The sequence below is a fragment of the Chitinophaga sp. sic0106 genome (genome assembly GCF_019219075.1).
GTDB lineage: Bacteria > Bacteroidota > Bacteroidia > Chitinophagales > Chitinophagaceae > Chitinophaga.
In genome coordinates this window covers 359,366-377,667 of sequence record NZ_JAHUWJ010000007.1, presented here as the reverse complement: position 1 = coordinate 377,667, position 18,302 = coordinate 359,366, and the positions used below count along the sequence as shown (strand labels likewise).

15 protein-coding genes are annotated in these 18,302 nt (G+C 47.8%); 5 read left to right on the top strand and 10 right to left on the bottom strand.

Going from position 1 to position 18,302, the window contains the following annotated elements; genetic code table 11:
- Positions 1-21: 21 nt before the first annotated feature.
- Positions 22-1,017 (bottom strand): hypothetical protein, encoded by a 996-nt coding sequence (locus KW844_RS13450; RefSeq protein ID WP_218377257.1) that lies wholly within the window; start codon positions 1,015-1,017, stop codon positions 22-24.
- Positions 1,018-1,047: 30 nt separating this feature from the next.
- Here KW844_RS13450 and KW844_RS13445 point away from each other — a divergent pair, with 30 nt between their 5' ends.
- The gene (locus tag KW844_RS13445) at positions 1,048-1,725 is read left to right on the top strand and encodes a Crp/Fnr family transcriptional regulator (protein WP_218377256.1); all 678 of its coding nucleotides are present in this window, start codon (positions 1,048-1,050) and stop codon (positions 1,723-1,725) included.
- Between the two features lie 104 nt (positions 1,726-1,829).
- On the top strand, positions 1,830-2,456 hold the full coding sequence (locus KW844_RS13440; RefSeq protein ID WP_218377255.1) for a cysteine hydrolase family protein: 627 nt from the start codon (positions 1,830-1,832) through the stop codon (positions 2,454-2,456).
- Between the two features lie 33 nt (positions 2,457-2,489).
- Here the strand turns inward: KW844_RS13440 and KW844_RS13435 are convergent, their stop codons facing one another.
- The 6 genes from KW844_RS13435 to KW844_RS13410 form a co-directional block, all read right to left on the bottom strand.
- Entirely contained in the window at positions 2,490-3,923 is a 1,434-nt protein-coding gene (locus KW844_RS13435; RefSeq protein WP_218377254.1) for a RagB/SusD family nutrient uptake outer membrane protein, read from the bottom strand.
- A gap of 17 nt (positions 3,924-3,940) precedes the next feature.
- Complete coding sequence (locus tag KW844_RS13430) at positions 3,941-7,243, bottom strand: TonB-dependent receptor (RefSeq protein WP_218377253.1); 3,303 nt, start codon at positions 7,241-7,243, stop codon at positions 3,941-3,943.
- A gap of 128 nt (positions 7,244-7,371) precedes the next feature.
- Positions 7,372-8,517 carry a FecR family protein gene (locus KW844_RS13425; protein WP_218377252.1) on the bottom strand — a complete coding sequence of 382 codons (1,146 nt, stop codon included), beginning with the start codon at positions 8,515-8,517 and terminating at the stop codon, positions 7,372-7,374.
- A gap of 68 nt (positions 8,518-8,585) precedes the next feature.
- Positions 8,586-9,191 (bottom strand): RNA polymerase sigma factor, encoded by a 606-nt coding sequence (locus tag KW844_RS13420; RefSeq protein ID WP_218377249.1) that lies wholly within the window; start codon positions 9,189-9,191, stop codon positions 8,586-8,588.
- 353 nt (positions 9,192-9,544) lie between these two features.
- The gene (locus tag KW844_RS13415) at positions 9,545-10,108 is read right to left on the bottom strand and encodes a hypothetical protein (RefSeq protein ID WP_218377248.1); all 564 of its coding nucleotides are present in this window, start codon (positions 10,106-10,108) and stop codon (positions 9,545-9,547) included.
- Between the two features lie 35 nt (positions 10,109-10,143).
- Positions 10,144-11,457 (bottom strand): hypothetical protein, encoded by a 1,314-nt coding sequence (locus KW844_RS13410; protein WP_218377247.1) that lies wholly within the window; start codon positions 11,455-11,457, stop codon positions 10,144-10,146.
- A 496-nt stretch (positions 11,458-11,953) separates the two neighbouring features.
- Between KW844_RS13410 and KW844_RS13405 the strand changes: the two genes are divergently transcribed.
- A complete protein-coding gene (locus KW844_RS13405; RefSeq protein WP_218377246.1) occupies positions 11,954-12,529 on the top strand; it encodes a Crp/Fnr family transcriptional regulator in 576 nt (191 codons plus the stop codon).
- Positions 12,530-12,601: 72 nt separating this feature from the next.
- Positions 12,602-13,009, top strand: a complete 408-nt coding sequence (locus KW844_RS13400; RefSeq protein ID WP_218377245.1) for a DUF4267 domain-containing protein — start codon at positions 12,602-12,604, stop codon at positions 13,007-13,009.
- A gap of 32 nt (positions 13,010-13,041) precedes the next feature.
- Here the strand turns inward: KW844_RS13400 and KW844_RS13395 are convergent, their stop codons facing one another.
- From KW844_RS13395 to KW844_RS13385, 3 genes are all read right to left on the bottom strand, one after another.
- A complete protein-coding gene (locus KW844_RS13395; protein ID WP_218377244.1) occupies positions 13,042-13,821 on the bottom strand; it encodes a pseudouridylate synthase in 780 nt (259 codons plus the stop codon).
- A gap of 25 nt (positions 13,822-13,846) precedes the next feature.
- Positions 13,847-14,632 carry a phytanoyl-CoA dioxygenase family protein gene (locus tag KW844_RS13390; protein WP_218377243.1) on the bottom strand — a complete coding sequence of 262 codons (786 nt, stop codon included), beginning with the start codon at positions 14,630-14,632 and terminating at the stop codon, positions 13,847-13,849.
- A 115-nt stretch (positions 14,633-14,747) separates the two neighbouring features.
- Positions 14,748-15,611 carry a hypothetical protein gene (locus KW844_RS13385; protein WP_218377242.1) on the bottom strand — a complete coding sequence of 288 codons (864 nt, stop codon included), beginning with the start codon at positions 15,609-15,611 and terminating at the stop codon, positions 14,748-14,750.
- A gap of 213 nt (positions 15,612-15,824) precedes the next feature.
- On the opposite strand from KW844_RS13385, the gene KW844_RS13380 reads away from it, so the two are divergent.
- Positions 15,825-18,302 carry a glycoside hydrolase N-terminal domain-containing protein gene (locus KW844_RS13380; protein ID WP_218377241.1) on the top strand — a complete coding sequence of 826 codons (2,478 nt, stop codon included), beginning with the start codon at positions 15,825-15,827 and terminating at the stop codon, positions 18,300-18,302.

Here is an 18,302-nt window from a genome sequence, read left to right as displayed (position 1 = left end):
AATCCGGGGCAGTTTTTTTTATTATGCTACATTCGGTACTGTAGTGATTGGCAGCGGTCCTTCCGGTTTATCTTCCTTGTATTTGATGAAGCCATTGTAGTGATAGGATTTCTCGTTGCCGCATGCGGTGAAAAAAATACTGCCTGCTGCCGACTGGATGCTGGTTGCCTTACTCTGCTGATGGGGTGTCAGGTTTTCATACATGCGCAGGTAACGGTCATCCCTATACTGGTTGTCCCGGAAGTAGTCTTCATTATCGGCTGCGTTTTTGGAAGTATATAATGCTGTTTTACTATCGTAGTGGTATAGTTTCAAATCAGGGTTAAAGGTATTATAGTGTTTATTGGCCAGCACTATATCCTTTTCTGTGGCGGCAGGGGCGAGGTACTGGTTTTTCCATTCCAGTATTTCTTTCCAATCATTATCGTCATTCGCAGGCACCTTAGTGTAGCCTTGCCCGTTATCAGTTTTTAGAGCGTCTTTTTCCAGGCGGGCACTGAAGTGTTCATATTCCCGCTTAGGTTTGTTATAGATAAAAACAAAATCGTTGTAACCCATGCTGTTGTTATACTGCCAGGAGATCAGTTGCTTTTCATCTTCATCGGAAGCGGCCACCAGTGTGAACTCCTGTGGGGTGGTGGGATGTTGATATACAAACGGTGCATCAAAGCAATTGGCATCGTCGTTAAATACCCGCTGGGCTGGGGTCTTATTAAACTGCACCCAGGTTTTCCCATCCTGGAAATTTACGAAGTTGATGCGCGAACTGTCGTGCAGCGTGGGGTTTTTATGGGCATATACCATAAAAGCAGGGGGCTTGTCGGGGTAGAAGAGGAGGTAATCCTTTTCAAACACGTATTGGCCGAAAACTGCTGTGGCATAGCCATACAGCATGAATTTGCCATCTTCGAACAGGCAGATGCCGGAGTTGCCACCGTATCGGCCGGCATGTTGTTTATAGCGCGGGTTTTGCGCCTGGGCCGTAGTGGCTAATACAAGGGCTGCACAAATAGTCATAAATAGTTTCACCGGGTATTAAATTATTAGGTGAATATAGGAAGAGATTGGGTGTTGTGGTGCAGGGATTCCATATTCGCCGGTTATGAATCCATATTCGCTTACCTTTATGGCACCATGATGCATCATTCCTTTGAGCTGATATTGGCCAACATCGGCCGCCACATCTCCCTGACGGCGGAAGAAAGCAGTTATTTCACTCAACTGCTCAGGCCCGGGCATTATGCCCGCCGGGAATTGCTGCTTATGGAAGGAGCCGTGTGCACCGACTTCACCTTCATCGTATCCGGATGCATGAAAAGTTACCTTCTGGATCAGCAGCAGAAAGAGCATATCCTCACATTTGCCGCGCCCGACTGGTGGATAGCCGATATCAATAGTTTTATCACCGGCAACCCCGGCAATCTGTTTATACAAGCCATCAGCGAAACGCATACTCTTGCGCTATCCCGCCGTAACCAGGAAATCCTGCTGCGGGAAATACCGAAGTTTGAACGTTGCTTCAGAATCCTCACCGAGCGTGCTTTTGCTGCCAGCCTGCAACGTAATATTGATGCTATGAGTTTGTCCGCGTTGGAACGATTCGAAAAGTTCCGCCTGCAATATCCCTACCTGCTGTCTTTGCTCTCTGACCAGGAAATTGCCTCCTACATTGGCGTTACGCCTTCCTTCTTTAGCCGCATGCTGAAAAAACATCACCTGAAATAGTTTTTTTGGAGTTCTTGACCAAGGTCAAGTTGCAGGTTTATTGTTGCTGCTACATTTGCATGCAACGAAGGCCTTCTTATCACTCATTTAAAACATCTTTCAATATGAAAATAACCGCGTTACTGGTTGCATTCATTTCATTCACACTGGCGGCTGTGGCACAGCCTTCCACAAAACAAACACACATGAAACAGGCTTTGCTTATTGTAGACATTCAGAACGATTATTTTCCGGGAGGAAACCATACACTTGTTGGCGCCAACGAAGCCGCGCAGCAGGCGAAGAAAGTGCTGGCAAATTTCAGGAAGAAAGGGCTACCGGTGATACATATACGACACATTGCTACCAACGAGGGCGCTACTTTCTTCTTACCTGATACCCCTGGTGCAGCAATAAATGAAGCTGTATTGCCTTTGCCGGGCGAAAAGGTGATCACCAAGCATTATCCTAACAGCTTCCGGGAAACCGATTTGCAGGCCTATCTGAAAGCGAATGATCTGCAGCAACTTACTATTCTGGGAATGATGACGCACGTGTGCATTGATGCTACGGTAAAAGCTGCGAAGGATAACGGTTACGACTGTACGGTAGTGGCTGATGCCTGTGCTACATTGGATGTGACTATACAAGGGAAGCAGGTGCCGGCGGATGATGTACAGCATGCACTCCTGGCCGCTATGGCATTTTATTATGCGGACATTAAGACAGCTGCTGCTGTGATGGCAGAATAAAAAAAAGAGCCTCAGCATGGCTGAGGCTCCTGTTTAATAATCCGGATTTTGCTGACCCGCAATATTCGGATTCGCGTTTATCTCATCCAGCGGTATCGGCATAATAGTTTTATTATTCGGGTAGGTAATACTGATCGTAGCCCCACCGGTTTTGAATTTTGTGAATGTCTGCTTCCAGCGGGTGAGGTCAAATAAGCGATGACCTTCGAAGCATAACTCTTTGCGGCGTTCGTTTTTGATGATCGTCAGCAAAGCATCGCCGGTAGCGGTGGTGGCGGGTACAGTACCCAATGCGCGGGTACGGATCACATCCACATCAGCAGCTGCCAAACCGTCCTTGCCCTGCATTTTACGTGCTTCTGCGCGGGTGAGGTATACTTCTGCCAGGCGTACTACTTTCATGCCTTCGAGGTAAGTGCTTTTGTTCTGATATTTATTGATGAGGATGGCCGGGTTTTCCGCACCGCTGCGCTTTCCTTTTACGACAAAGCTCCTGCGTGCATCCGTGGCGTCGTAACCGTTATAGAGGTCGTCAGTAGCAAGCATATCGCCGTAGCTGCCGCCTTGTAAACAGAAGTTCACCATCGCGTCTGTACCGAGGTTATCGGTAGTGAGGTACAGGATTTCGAAAATGGTTTCGCCATTGTTTTCCAGCTGGAAATCCGTAGCCAGCTTATCTTTCGCCAGCAGGGAATATTTGTTGGCGGTGATGATATCGGTGGTTTGCGTTTCTGCATCGGCCCACTTACCCTCATACAAATATAGTCTGGCAAGCAGAGCTTTAGCGCCATACAGGGAAACGCGGCCTTTATTACTGCTCAGCGTATAGCCGACAGGGGTAGCCGGGATCATTGCCACTGCTTTTACCAGGTCTGCCTCTATTTGTGCATATACTTTGCTGGCCTGATCTCTTGCCGGGGAGATAATAGCGTCCGCGTCGGCAGTGGTTTCGGTTACCAGGGGCACACCGAGGTGACTGCCATCGGCGGTGAAGTTATAAGGCTGTGCAAAGAGTTTCATCAGATCGAAGTAGGCCAGGGCACGCACTGCGTAAGCCTCTCCCAGGATCTGCGCTTTTTCGGTACTATCCGAAGCACCTACCTGCAACTTATTGCCGCTCTGGATCATCAGGTTAGCGTTTACCACCACCTGGTACAGGGTGTTCCACATGCTTCTTGCATCACTGTTGGTGGAGTTGGTGGTGTAGCTGTCGAACTGCAGGTAACGTTTGGAATTGCTGGAGCTGAGGTAGGCATTGTCCGACAACAGGTCGGCGGTTACATACAGCGAACGGCCGTAGTAGTTCACGCCTTTCATCAGGGAGTAGATACCGTTGATGCTCGCACGGCCGGAGGCCATGTCTATAAAAGCACTGTTTAAGTCCGTGTTCTGTTGCGGTTGCTTATCCAGGAAGTCCTTGCTGCAACTGCTGAATAGTATGGTGGCTATGAAAAGTATTTTCTTCATTACTGGTAGCTTTTTAATTAGAATCTGAAATCAACACCAAATACGATGGTACGGAAGATAGGCGCATTCTGATCGGTTTGCCCTTCGATGCCTACTTCCGGATCAAAGGTCAGTCGCTTGTCTTTCACATACGTGTAAGGGTTGGTTGCTCTTGCATAAATCCTGGTGCTGCTCATTTTCAGTTGCTGCATCAGGCTTTTAGGCAGGTCGTAGGCGAGGGTAATATCACGCAAACGGATATACGTACCGTCGTACAGGAATCTGTCGGAGCTGCTTGGTGCCGTACCTTTGTATACTACTTTAGGGAGTCGGTCTGTTTGCCCTTTGGCCGTCCAGCGGTTATCATAGTAGTAGCGGTTCAGCGCTGCGGTAGGGCCGAAGGTAGAGCCGCCATCCGTATAAGTGCTGGTACCCCAGTTGTCATATATTTTGTTGCCGAAGCTGCCGTACAGCTGGAAGCTGAAGGTAAAGCCCTGGTATTCGAAGGTGTTGGTCATACCGGCTACAAACTTTGCCAGTGCGGAGCCTTGCTTGAAACGGGCCGCCTTCGTGTAGTCGTTGGTGGTAGTTGATTTGCTGCCGTCGGTATAAAACAGTGCTTCTCCATTATCAGGGTTGGCGCCTGCAAAACCTACGAGGTAGAACTGGTAGTAATCGCCGCCCTGCTCGCGGATATACGGGCTACTCACGATAGTGCTTACCAGTTTAGTGATATCGTTTTTCAGGGTGGAGAAGGTGGCGCGGGTATTCCAGTTGAAGCCGCCTTTATTCTTGGAAACGATATTAAAAGTATTGAGTTCCACTTCTATACCGCTGTTGCGCACAGAACCCACGTTTTTAGTGATGCTGGTAACGCCGTTGGTGGCAGATACCGGCATATCGAGCAGGAGGGCGGAGGTTACACGGTTGTAATATTCCACACTACCCTGTATGCGGTCTTTCAGGATACCGAAGTCGGCACCGATGTTGAGCGGACTATTCTTTTCCCAGGTCAGGTTATTATTGCCATATTGGGTGAGATAGTAACCGGGACTATTGTTATAGCTGGCGGTGTTGGTATAGAGTCCTCTGGATGCGAAGTCGGCGATGCTCTGGTTACCATTTTTACCATAGCTGGCGCGCAGGCGCAGCTGTGAGAAGAAATCCAGTTTCTCCATAAATGGCTCTGACAGCATATTCCAGGAAGCGCCAACGGACCAGAAGTTACCATACATTTTATCACTGCCGAAGCGGGAGGAGCCGTCTCTGCGGAGGCTGGCCGACAGAAAATATTTGGAGTGATAGTTATAGGTAACGTTGGAGAACATACCCGTCAAAGAGTTGCTGGTAGCGGTGTTATAGCCATCGCTTAATACAGCGGCGTTGCTGAGGGTGGTGGTGTTAGGGATAAAGTTGGATTTGGAAATGCCGACGTCGGCGGACTGTACGGATTGTGCTTCATAGCCTGCGAACGCTTCGAAGTGGTGGTAGCCCCAGTCGTGCATATAGCGCAGGATATTGGTGCTCACCAGGCTGATGGAGCGTTGGGTGCCATAGTCGGCGCTACCGCCGTTGGTACGTGCTGTGCCGATGCCGGACTTATTCCAGGACAGGTCTTCCCCATATTCAAAGTCTACACTGTTCTGGTTTTCGAAGGTCAGGTCCCGGAGGATTTTATATTTCAGTCCGATATTTCCCAGGAGGTTATAGCGATCTCTCGGGCGCTTGTTTTCTTTGGTGAAGGCAACCGGATTGTAGTTGTTGGAATAGCTGAGGTCATAGGAACCATCGGGCAGGTATACACGCAGCCAGGGTTCATATCTTTTGTAGGCTCTTACCGGGTTGGCGTTGCTACCGTCGTCACTTACGCCATCGAGTTTGGTAACGGTGGCGAGTACACCGGCTTGCAGCGACAGTCGCTCGGTGGCCTGGGTATTGATTTTAGCGTTAAAGTTATAGCGTTTGAAGGCGCTGTTGAGCAGCGGCGATTTTACGTTGTAGTAGCCGGCAGAGAGGAAGTAGGTAGTTTTTTCCGTACCGCCGCTGGCCGACAGGTTGAATTGCTGGTATTGGCCGGTTCTTGTCAGTTCATTAAACCAGTTGGTATTAACGGTGGTATCTATACCTTGTTTTACCAGTTCAGGTATAAAGAGATTAATGTCTTTCCCAGCGTTGACCCAGCTTTCGCGGAAGAGTTCCAGTTGCTCGGTGGTGTTGAGCGGCTGGTCGTCCTTGGAGTTGATCACGTTGGTGAAACCGGTTTGGGCGCTGGCGTTGAAGGTGGTTTTGCCTGCGGCTCCTTTTTTGGTGGTGATGATGATAACGCCGTTGGCAGCGCGGGAGCCGTAGAGCGAGGCGGCAGCCGCATCTTTCAGGACCGTCATGCTGGCGATATCGTTGGCATTGAAGCTGTTGAGGTCCACGCTGCTGAGGGGGATACCGTCTACAACGTAGAGCGGGGCGCTGCCGGCGTTGATGGAGCCTACGCCTCTGATGCGCACGTTGGGAGCGGCACCGGGCTGACCGGAACCTTGTGATACTACCACACCGCTCACATTACCCTGGAGGTTATCTTCGATGGTAGCGCGGGGCGAGCCTTCCAGTTGTTTGGTGCTGAGCGTGCTCACAGAGCCGGTGAAGGTGGACTTGCGCTGGCTGCCATAGGCTACTACTACCACATCGTTCAGGCCGGAAATGCTTTTGCCCAGTGCGATGTTCAGTTGCAGGTTTTCGTTGCTGACGCTGATGATTTTTACATAGTTCTCGTAACCGATGGAGGTGACTTCCAGGGTGTAGGAGCCATCTTTCACGCCGTTGAGCGTAAAGTTACCGTCGGCGCTGGTGATGGTGGCCTTTTGTGTGCCTTTGAGGCGTACGGTGGCGCCGATGACAGACTCGCCATCAGGCCCGGTGATGTGGCCGCGGATGTCTGCCTGGCCGAGTACGGCGCTGGTCAGGTTATTGATGACCGCATTGCCGGCAGGCGGCATTTTCTTTACTACGATGATGTTGCTGTTCACTTCGAAGGTGAGGCCTTGTGCATTGAGGCATTCTGCCAGTACATCTGCAAACTCCCTGTTGTGCGCCTGTATGGCTACCGGGTGGGTTTTATCGAGCAGGGCTTTATCATACACGAAGGCGAGCCCCGTTTGCTTACGGATATCCTTAAAGATCGCCTGCAGCTTTATTGACGGTGAGGCGATGGTCACTTTCTGTGAGTAGCCTTTTGCGCTTACGTGTATGGCCGCAAAACATAGAAAAACAGCAGTCCATTTCATAATCATGAGCAGCTTTAGTGGTACAGGTAACGACACGACTTTGCCGTTTAAAAGTAGATTCATACTTTTGATTGGTTTTGGGTTTACGATAAAATGAGTCTAAGCAACTTTTATATCAGCATGCCCTGAAACTCATGCCGGGAGTAGGTCCAATTACTTCCGGCTTTTTTTATTCAGGCTGCTGAAGCGTGTTATTTTTTTACTACGATGGTGTTTCCCTCGATGGTAAAATGCGCAGCTTCTGTAGCTTCCAATGCATATAGTATTTGTTTTACGTTTTCTTTCCTTGATAGGGTACCACTGAAGGCGGTGGTTGGCAACGGACCTTCGTACCTGATGTCCACGTCGTACCATCTTGACAGCTGGCGCATGATAGCGATGATACTGACGCCGTTGAACCTGAATTCCCCTTCTTTCCACGCGATCACTTCTTCTATGGCAGGGTGGGAGAGTACCAGCTCTTTCTTTGTTTCATTGTAGGTAACCTGTTCGCCCGGTTGCAGTTGTTTGCGGCTGCTGCCTGCCTGCACGGCGATGCTGCCTTTTACCAGTGTGGTTGTCACTGGTCCTTCTTCTGCATAGGCCATTACGTCAAAGTCGGTGCCCAGCACTTCTATGGAAGTAGTGCCGCTTTTTACTATAAACGGTGTGGTGGAGGGCGTTACATCAAAATAGGCCTGGCCGGAGAGCTCCACGGTGCGATGTTGGTTGCTGAAGGCCACCGGGTAGCGGAGACTCGAAACGGCGTTGAGCCATACGCGGCTGCCATCCGGCAGCACGATCTGAAACTGTGCACCTCTGGGGGTGGTGAGTGTATTGAAGGAGTGCTGATCACCGCTGGTGCCGGCATAGGAGATGACGGTGCTGTTTAGCTGGATCACCTGCACGCCTGATTGTATAATGCTGTCGTTTTGACTACCTCCCAGCTCCACTTTGCGGCCATCGGCCAGGGTGAGGATGGCTTTGTCGGTGCCGGGCTTAATCACCTGCTCCGCCACCTTTGGTGCCGGCTTGTTGGTGAGCAGCAGCACACCTGTTCCTGCGGCCAGCAATAATGCCACGGCGGCGGCTATACGTAGGTAGCGGGTGGGCTTTTTCGGTAGTCGCTGCGTGGGAAGTGCGGCGCGCATGCGGTTTTGAAAGTTGGCCGGGAAGTCGGCCGGCATGAAAGAAATAATATCTTCCCCATCCAAAGCATCATAATACAGGTCCATCACTTCACTCAGCTCCTCCGGCGAGGCCAACTGCAGCCAGGTTTCAAATGCCTGCTGCTGTTCTGCGCTCTGCTGTCCCTTTACCAGTAGTGGTATTAAATTTTTTATGGCTGTGATGGTCATGACCTTAATGAGTCTTTATTACAAGACGATCCCCAAAAGCAAAAGCACTGGTTTGGTGGAAATTTTTTTTAGTAGTGTAAGAAAAAGAGGGTGAGAAACAGGGCTCCCTGCTGTTTCAGGAACAGCCGGATCTCATCTTTGGCCTCGTAAATAGATTGTTTTACCCGCGACTTGGAGATTTTAAGATAGGCGGCAATTTCATCCAGCGACATATCCTGCTCCATCCTCAGCCTGAAGATCTCCTGTTTCCTGGGGGAGAGCTGTAAAATGGCCTGTTGCGCCAGCTGGCTGTATTCGGAAAACTGCAGTAGTTCCTCTGTGGTGGCCCGGTGTTGCTCTTTGCCCTGGCTGTATTGTTCGTGTAGGTTCACTTTAAACTGTCCGTGTTTAAGGCGGTCGAGCAGGGCATTTTTCCCCGAACGCTTCAGATATATATCCAGTGATTTAATGGTCATCAGCAGTTCTTTCCGGTCCCATAGCTTGAGAAAGAGGTCCTGGCAGATGTCCATGATATCTTCTTCCGGCAGTCGGGTGAAGCGGTAGATATAGTGGTATAGTTTAGGAAGATAGCGGGTATACAAGGCCTCAAAAGCCAGCGGATCACCGTCGGCAGACTGTTGCAGCAATACATGCTCCTGTAAATGGTCTGTCTCTTCAACTTTAAATAATCCCATCTGACCCATTAAAACAGCAGGTTAAATTTGGTTGTATGGCCAAAAATAGAAATAAATTCAGGATTGGGGAATAGTGGGGGAAATTAGTTTTTAGGGAGATGGGGAGGCGGGGGGATGGATATGCTGCTGTTTTAGGGCAGCCGAAAAACTGATTGCGAGCCATAACGCACATACAACACCGGTAATGCTGCAAACAGTTTATGATAAAAATATCAATTCCGTAAGGAATCGGAGATGAGGTCAATTATGAATAGTTTTACCGGAGTTGTATAACATTAAATGGCATCAGGAGAACTGATGCCATTTGATTTGAATTTTATATTTTTTCGGATCAGTAATATTAACCTTTAGGCTTACAACTCCTTGCGGTTATTGTGTTCTTTTATGATTCTTAAAAAAGCACTGTCTTCTGCCGTGCGCTCAGGTGGCGTTACTCTATATGGTGCAAATATATATACACAATATGGCGCTGGGATAAAAAAGCTTTCCTTATCGCGTTCTGTCATTCGAAAGGAGCTTATTATTTGCGCAGCAAGTTCCTCAGAGGAAAAAGGGTATAGTTTACTTTCAAAATCATTCAAAAAGTAAAAATGCATCCACCATATTTTGTAATTTTTGAGTCCTTTTACCGCTGGTACAAATTTATACCATGGGAAAGTGTTCAATTTATCTGAATAGCTTTCAATAAAATCCTTAAACTCCGGTGTGCTATTTTTAGAAAATTCAATAGGCAAAACTAATTTGCCATCTTTATACGCTAATTTAATAGCGTATGCCCTGTTTTTGCCGTCAACTGTTACATTTTTAGGCGCGTAAAGGGCTGTAAAATATTCACCATAATTCGGAATTCTTGTTGAATCTTGACCGAGGCAAATATTTTTTGCAAGTACGATAATAGCTAATAAATAGTATTTCATAAAAATTATACTTATTCTAAAATCTGTGGGAATGACTATTGATTGCATTTAGTACCAGAGAGTCCAGTTCGATAATTAAGTGCAATAGATTCAATTTGATTCTTTTCATTTAAAGAGAAACTTGAATACTCAGGTGTTTCGTCTAGGCCCATCCAAACAAGTGCGTTAGCATCCGTTGTGGATAGATTTGGGAATAATTCTTTAAGTGCTCCAATCATTTTATTGAAAAATTCTGTTCCTGCCATTTGACCATGACTGAATGGGTTATTATTTCTGTTATATTCAATAACAAAATAACCATGTAAAATCTCATGCATTATTGTGGCGGCAATATATTCTCTTGATCCATTCGCAATGGCCGTATTTAATGATACTTCCAAGGTTAGCAATTTTTGGTCCCCGGACTCGTTTACTCGTGGCTCCGTTACTCCATCATGAAATCCATTTGAAAATGTTGAGTCTTTAAATGTAAGATCAATTTTTCTATCATATTGATATTCTGCCCTAAGTAATTGAGCTATGGCATTTGTAAGGTTGGTCATTGTCAACTGTACTAAGGTAGAACTAAAACAAGGGCTTTTAAATCCATCTTTGACAGCAATTATTACAACCGGTGGTGGCTCTACACTCTGTGATGGATCGGGCAAGCCGCCGCCGGCACCTTCTTCTGGCGGCAGTTCTTGCCATTCGCCGGGTCCGCCGCTTCCTGACCCACCATCTGCTGGCCCTCCACCACCTAAACACACTGTGTTTGTAAAATTTAATTGCCATGGACCATCATTTACACTATACCAGTAAGTAATCGTAACACAGCTGATAGCGGCGGTGTTTAAAGAGTTATTTACTGCTTTCCGCGCGGTAGGATCATCAGGCATTACGATTTTCCCTGCCTCCATCGCAAAACTGCTGGGATTTGCGCCCTGCCAATCCTGTAGCATTGTTATTCCTGAAAATCCTGGCGTTCCCGATCCGGTACGGATATTCCGCATAACAATGTTTCTGTAAATACTGTCCTTGTCTTTGTAGATTAGCAGGTAATCTTTATAACGCAGTGGTAGTACGTGGTTTTCGAAGGTTACTCCCTGCATACTGTCAACTGATAATGGGACCTGGACAATAGTTCCCCGGCTTAACTGCCTGGTGGTGGCATCATCCCAACGCGGGTCACCGTGTGTAAAACTGCCTTCAATTCTGGCGTTGCTGCCGACATTTTTTGCCAGGACATTTTTTTCGAAATAGTATCGGGCTTCCTGGATTACATCAGGTTCTTCCCGTTGTATTTGTGGGCTTTTTGAACATCCCATGGCCAATAGTATGAGTAATAGGGAAAGGGGGCTTTTGAATACCATATGTAAATATTGGGTTAGAAAATACAAAACGTATGTGCTTGCATCCGGAAATACCATTATCCAGAAGGCCGGAAATATAAAATAAACGGGGGCTTAAAATCCACCAGGGTTATGCTATCGCATACTATAATATGTCATGATGAAATAATAGATTGCTCTTGTTCGGAATTTGGTTGCTATGTATCTGTTTTATGGTCTTGAATCAATGGAGGGATTATTTACATCGATTCAATTTTGGGATGCTCTGGTCATTCACAACTATACTAATATAGCTATTATAATTCAAATATTATATTTTTCCTTTTGCCATGATAAATTTTTGAACTAACCAATAAAAAAGCTACGTAGTGGTAGGTGTATGCTCATGTAAGAGCCGTGCAATAATACGATAGGCTTACCATCTCCATAAAACTCATCATACATTTTTAAGTAAATCAGAAGGTTGATTACGACAAAACTTTTTCACTATCTTGTTTGAAAATATAACCATATTTCCATGCATGAACTTTTGATTACGCAAATGTCCTACCTCATCCGCCTGTCTGAAGAAGAAAAGGAGTGGATCAGGCAGGTGTTTGCTATAAAAACCTACGAAAAAGGGGAATACTTTCTGCGTGAAGGCCAGGTATGCAGGGAAGCAGGGTTTATTGTGGAAGGAATGGTAAGGTATGTATTAACCAGGGATGACGGAGAAGAGCTGACAGTTGATTTCAATAAGGAGATGGAATATACCTGCAACTATGCCAGTTTCCTTGATAAATCCCCTTCTGAAACTGCTATTCAATGTATTGAACCTACTACCATCATTGTGATTTCGTACGATGATTTACAGGAGATATATGCGCGATTTGCAGAGGGGCAAAAATTCGGGCGATTGATTTGTGAGTTCCTGTATGTGCAGGCGATCAAAAAAGTACAATCCTTATATACCAATGAGCCGGAAAAAAGATATCTGCAGTTCATGGATGTATATAGCACCCTGGTGCCCCGGTTGCCACAATATTATATTTCCTCCTACGTGGGTGTAAAGCCGCCTTCCTTAAGCCGGATAAGAAAAAGATTGGCGAAATAGATTTATTAACCCAGGTTAACGAATGGCGGTTTGGCGAGGTATAGTTTTGTGCTAACATTAAAACATACAACTATGAACACAAAACTCGAAAAAACCGCTTACATACTGTCACTGATCACCGGATTATTCCTCCTTTTTATCGGATACCGGTTTTTTACCGAACCACTGGCTGCAGAGGCAGGCTTTGGCATACAAACTGGTATCACTAATCACTTAGAGTTCCACTATATCAAAGGGATACGTGATTTCGCTGTGGGAGTGCTCTTGCTGGTGCTGCTCTTTACTAAGGAATACCGCAGTGTAGGTTGGCTGATGCTGGTGATGGGTATCGTGCCAAGCATGGATTTCTTCCTCGTGTTAAGTAACCCAACGCATCCGGGCGGGGCTATTTATTCGCATCTTTCGGCTATAATTATTTGCTGGACGGTAGGGCCTTATTATCTCTATGCTACCAGGAAGGCCAATGCTTATGCTATCTAAAAATCTTTGCCAGCTTCGGCTGGCTTTTTTATTTAGCTCAGCATCCAGCCTAAAATCGGCTTACACTTTTCCTTGCAGGGCTGATAATATTCTCCGTGCTTCCAGGTGGCTGATTTGGGGGATAGTCCCCACCAGAACTCCGCTATGGCCAGGGGTTCCAGGCTTTTCGCAAATGCATGCTGCAATAGTTTAGGACCGGCACATTCACCGGCACCAGCAGGAGGTTGTTTGTAGCCATGGTCGTTAAAAATCTCGATCAGACTTTTAGTATAGCCGGCACCGTTAAGGAAGATATATTGTTCGTGTATTTGCCGCTGTAAGGCCACCGAATGCGCTTTACGCAGTTCTTTGAGGCGATGGATTTCCGCTGTGTCCGCAGGCAGTAGTGCAGCAATTTCCGCATTGATGGCGCTGAGGCGGGTCATGCCGGTGTTCAGGAAGCTGCCGGGTTGCAGCCCGTCGAAGATGGGGGCCACGAAGCGCTGATGGTCGTTGGTATTAGCGAGCTTGCCGGAGAAAGCGCTGAGGTAGCCAATGTTGCCGTTGGGATGGCGTACTACCAGTACGCCGAACATTTTGCCGATAACGGCGCCACTGTTGCCGGCAGTGAGCCCGAAGTTGTGCGTCCAGTCTGTTTGCTGGGTGAGGTATTGCTGGAGACTGGCGGCGGCCATCTTACATAGCGGGTGGGTATCACCATCCAGGCGGAAGGTGATACCCATAGCCAGCGCCCGGGCCGTATCCTGGTCCTCAAAGCGATAAAAAGCAGCATCCCTGCTCACCCTATCCACCACCACTTCCGGCATAGTCATAAAAAAGGCGCAAAGATAGCACTATTCAGGCGGATTTACGGATGCCCAGTTGGATAGCCTGTTCCACCGGACTGTAGTGTGCTTCCATACCTGGTTTCATCAGTTCGGCTTTCAGTAGTAGCGGTGGCTGCGCCAAAAACCTGGGCAGGGAGCCATGATGAGACTGTGCTGCATGTACCAGGAAGGGATGGCAGAGGTATACCGTGCCGGCGTTGCCTGTGGCCACGATCTCAGGCCTTGAAGGCAGTGATGGCAGGGCGGCTGCTATCTCCCCGAAAGTCATACCTGCTTCACCGGCTGGATAAAGTAGTTGAGCAATGTCAAGATGGGAGCCTGTTTTTATTCGTGTGGGCGCATCCTCATCACTGATATCGGAATAGAGGAATAGCATCAGCAGCGCCCGGTTTTTAGATCGCCAGTTGACCCGCCAGTCGAAGAAGTTGGCCGGGTTATCTCCAAAGCTGGCATCCACATGCCAGCCGGTATCACCAGGATCATCGGCAGACGGGAAGCGCACCGGAAAGGTGCCCATGGCACCGCAGGGCAACCAGCGATTGACACCCACCAGTTGATCAAAGGCCGCTAACAGCCGGGGTGTATTGGCCGACTCAATAAAGGGGCGCTGGGAATACATGCCCAACCTGATGACCGGCTGCTGCCAGGCCGTGGGATCGTCCGGGGAAAGACCCATATCTCTCCATAAAATATCCCTGGCAGCCGCCGCAGTAGCAGGATCAAAAGCATGGTCTATACGGACAAAGCCGGTAGTAATAAATTCTTGTATCTGTTGAGGATGAAGTACTTCTTCCATGAGAAAGTTTTGAGAATGACAATAAGGTACGCCGGATGCCGGCGCAATAACCACTTAAAAGGAAGAAGGATTAAAGTGTTGGAGTCATTCTCATGGCATAAAGATATAAAAAAACCTAGTTTTCGTCCTCCTCTGTTCTTGCCAGGTAAGCTACCTCACCCCGCCATTTGAAATAATTGGTAACAAACCCATTCGGACCCTCGTCAAACCGGTAAAATTCCTTTTTCACCGCATCAAAAGTCAGGTATTCGAAATCATTTAGCTGCTTATTGATTTCAAATTTTCGGGTGCTCTTGTTAAAGAGGAAATACAGGAAGGAACCGTCATATTTTGTGCGGTCGGGAAAGTAGATAGGCACCTTTACATCAAAATAGCCGTCGAAATTGAGGTCTTCCAGGATTACCTCGGCACGGTGATCGTACAGCGCCTCATCAAATCCGCTGAGGGATTGCAGCAGCTTGCCTTTGTAGTATACATCCAGCAGGTTGGTTTTCGTATAGGTGCTCTTGTTGCCGCCGGCATTTTCCATTTGTGCTTTATAGGTACGGAGGCGGAAGTCATAGTCGGAAGGCCTTAGCCATTGCAGGTTTTCCCGGAGCGTAGCCGTTACCTGTAAGCTGGCACCGGTTTTGGCGTTTATCCATTTTCCGGAGAGAGAATCAATGCCCTGGAGGCGAAATTTTCCCGTTACCAATATGTCGCCCTTGGCATCACGCACCCGGAAGTTTTTTTCTGTGAGAAACAGGGAGTCCTGCTTTGTTTTAATACCGCTGCAGGTAAGGCTTGCATCGCGACCATTGCGGGTATAATAATATTCGCCCAACAGGGAATCACTGTTGCTGCTGATCAGCAGCTGCATTTCAATAGGGTACTTACTTACCGCGCCGGTGTAGTTATAGGTAACGGTAGTAATGGTTTGGGCGTTGCTGACGCCATAGCAAAGGAACAGGCCCACCAGGATTCTCAACTTTTTCATCATGCCTGCAAGATACAAGTTCGCTTTAATATGTATTAACGCCAATTGATATACGTGTATTTTGGACCCATATCCGCAAACGGGAATATACTATCAGTTTTGGTTAAGATTGGCTGCTGTATGGCGTTTTCGGGAACGATTGCGTAAATTAGTTCTTCGTGGAAAATAAAAAAATGTCATATTGACAATATATAATCCACGATGTAAACCACGTATATGAAATATACCCTTCCCTACAAATTGATAGCTGTAGCCATACCGGTCTTACTATGTTTGCCTGCCATGGCACAGCAAGCTGACCTGAAACTCTGGTACGATAAGCCTGCGCAAACATGGAATGAGGCGCTGCCCATTGGAAACGGCCGCCTGGCCGCCATGGTGTTTGGTGGTACTGCCCTGGAGCGTTTGCAGATGAATGAAGAAACCATCTGGACGGGCAGGCCGCACAACAATGTGGTGGAGAGCCATGGCGAAGTGATTACTGAACTGCGGCAGTTGCTGTTCCAAAAAAAATATGCTGAAGCGCAGCAGCTTTCCAAAGCTAAAATTGTAGCACCGCAAAATGGTATGAGTTATCAGCCTGCGAGCGACCTGCTACTGTATTTTCCTGGTCATGAAAATGCCACGCGCTACCAGCGGGATCTCAATATCAGCAAAGCTACCAGCACCGTGAGTTACCAGGTGGATGGAGTAACGTACACGCGTACCGCCCTGGCATCTTTTACGGAGAATGTAATGGCAGTGCAGGTGGAGGCTTCCAAAAAAAATGCGCTGCATTTCAGTGTCGGACTAACGAGCGCGCATACACGTACCACACGTTCAGTAAAGAATCAGTTGCTAACACTGGCGGGTACACCTGGTGTAGCAGAGAAACTGGAGCCGGCCATTAACTATGAAACAAACGTAAGGGTAGTATCTCCCGATGGTAAAATAACCTATACCGACAGTGCCATTCAGATTTCCGGGGCCACCCGTGCAACAGTGTATGTGTCCATCGGTACTAATTTTAATAATTACAGAGATGTAAGTGCAGATGCACACCAGCGTTCCGTGGAGTACCTGGCAAAAGGGAGCAGCAAGTCATTTGAGCAGATCCGCCGTTTGCATGAGCAGTATTACACGCAATTCTTCAATAGGGTAGGCTTGCAATTAGGGAAGGCTACTACTGCTAATCTCCCAACAGATGAGCGTGTGAAACAATTCAGCAACACACAGGACCCGCAGTTGATTGAACTCTATTTTCAGTTTGGCCGTTACCTGCTGATTGCTGGTTCCCAGCCTGGCGGTCAGCCAACTAACCTGCAAGGCAAGTGGAATAATAAAACTAACCCGGCCTGGGATAGTAAGTACACCATCAACATCAACACGGAAATGAACTACTGGCCATCTGAGGTCACCAATTTGAGTGAGCTGGGTGAGCCACTGTTTCATATGTTGAAAGATTTGTCAGTAACGGGACAAGAAAGCGCGAAAAAACTATATGGCGCCCGTGGATGGGTAGCACATCACAACACCGACCTGTGGCGGATTACCGGACCTGTAGATGGTGGCTTTTATGGCATGTGGCCTATGGGCGGCGCCTGGCTGACCCGCCACCTCTGGGAGCACTATATGTATACGGGCGATAAGGCTTTCCTGAAAGAAGTATACCCGATTTTAAAAGGAGCGGCTACCTACTACGTAGATGCGTTGCAGTTAGAACCGGATCACGGCTGGCTGGTGGTAAGCCCTTCGATGTCGCCAGAAAATAATTACATGAAAGACAGTGCCGGCAACGGTATTGGACTTACCTACGGCACCACGATGGATAACCAGATCGTGTCCGAATTATTCTATAACACCATACAAGCAGGAAAAATTCTCGCGACTGATGCCGCTTTCACGGATACTTTGATCCGCAAACGTGCACAGCTGGCACCGATGCAGATTGGTCGCTTTGGTCAGTTGCAGGAATGGATCAACGATTGGGACCGTAAGAATGATCGCCACCGGCATATCTCACATTTATTTGGGTTGTTTCCGTCCAGTCAGATTTCACCAGTAAATACACCGGAAATTTTTCAGGCGGCGAATAATACGCTGGTGAGTCGCGGCGATATTTCCACCGGTTGGAGCATGGGTTGGAAAGTGAATTTCTGGGCAAGGATGAAAGATGGTAACCACGCACTGAAGCTGATCACCAATCAGCTTAATCTCGTATCGCCGGAAGTGCAGAATGGCCAGGGTGGCGGCACCTATCCTAACCTGTTTGATGCACATCCGCCTTTCCAGATTGATGGTAACTATGGTTGTACGGCCGGTATTGCAGAGATGTTATTGCAGAGTCAGGACGGTGCGGTGGAAATATTACCTGCCCTGCCTGATAGCTGGAAAGAAGGCACTGTTAACGGTTTGGTGGCGCGCGGTGGTTATACGGTTGGGATCACCTGGAAAGATAATAAACCAGTGAAAGTAACGGTAACGGCTAAACTGGGCGGTAACCTGCGGCTGCGACTCTCCAACTCCTGGAAGCCTGTAGCCAGTGGTGTAGCATCTGCGAAAGGCGCCAATCCGAATCCGTTCTATCAACTGATGGAGGTGGCTAAGCCGCTCATTTCAGCGGAGGCGCCGGCGGTTTCCAAAACAGCGCTGCATACGAGCGATTACGATCTCCCTACAGTAGCTGGAAAAACATACGTCATTACTTTTAAATAG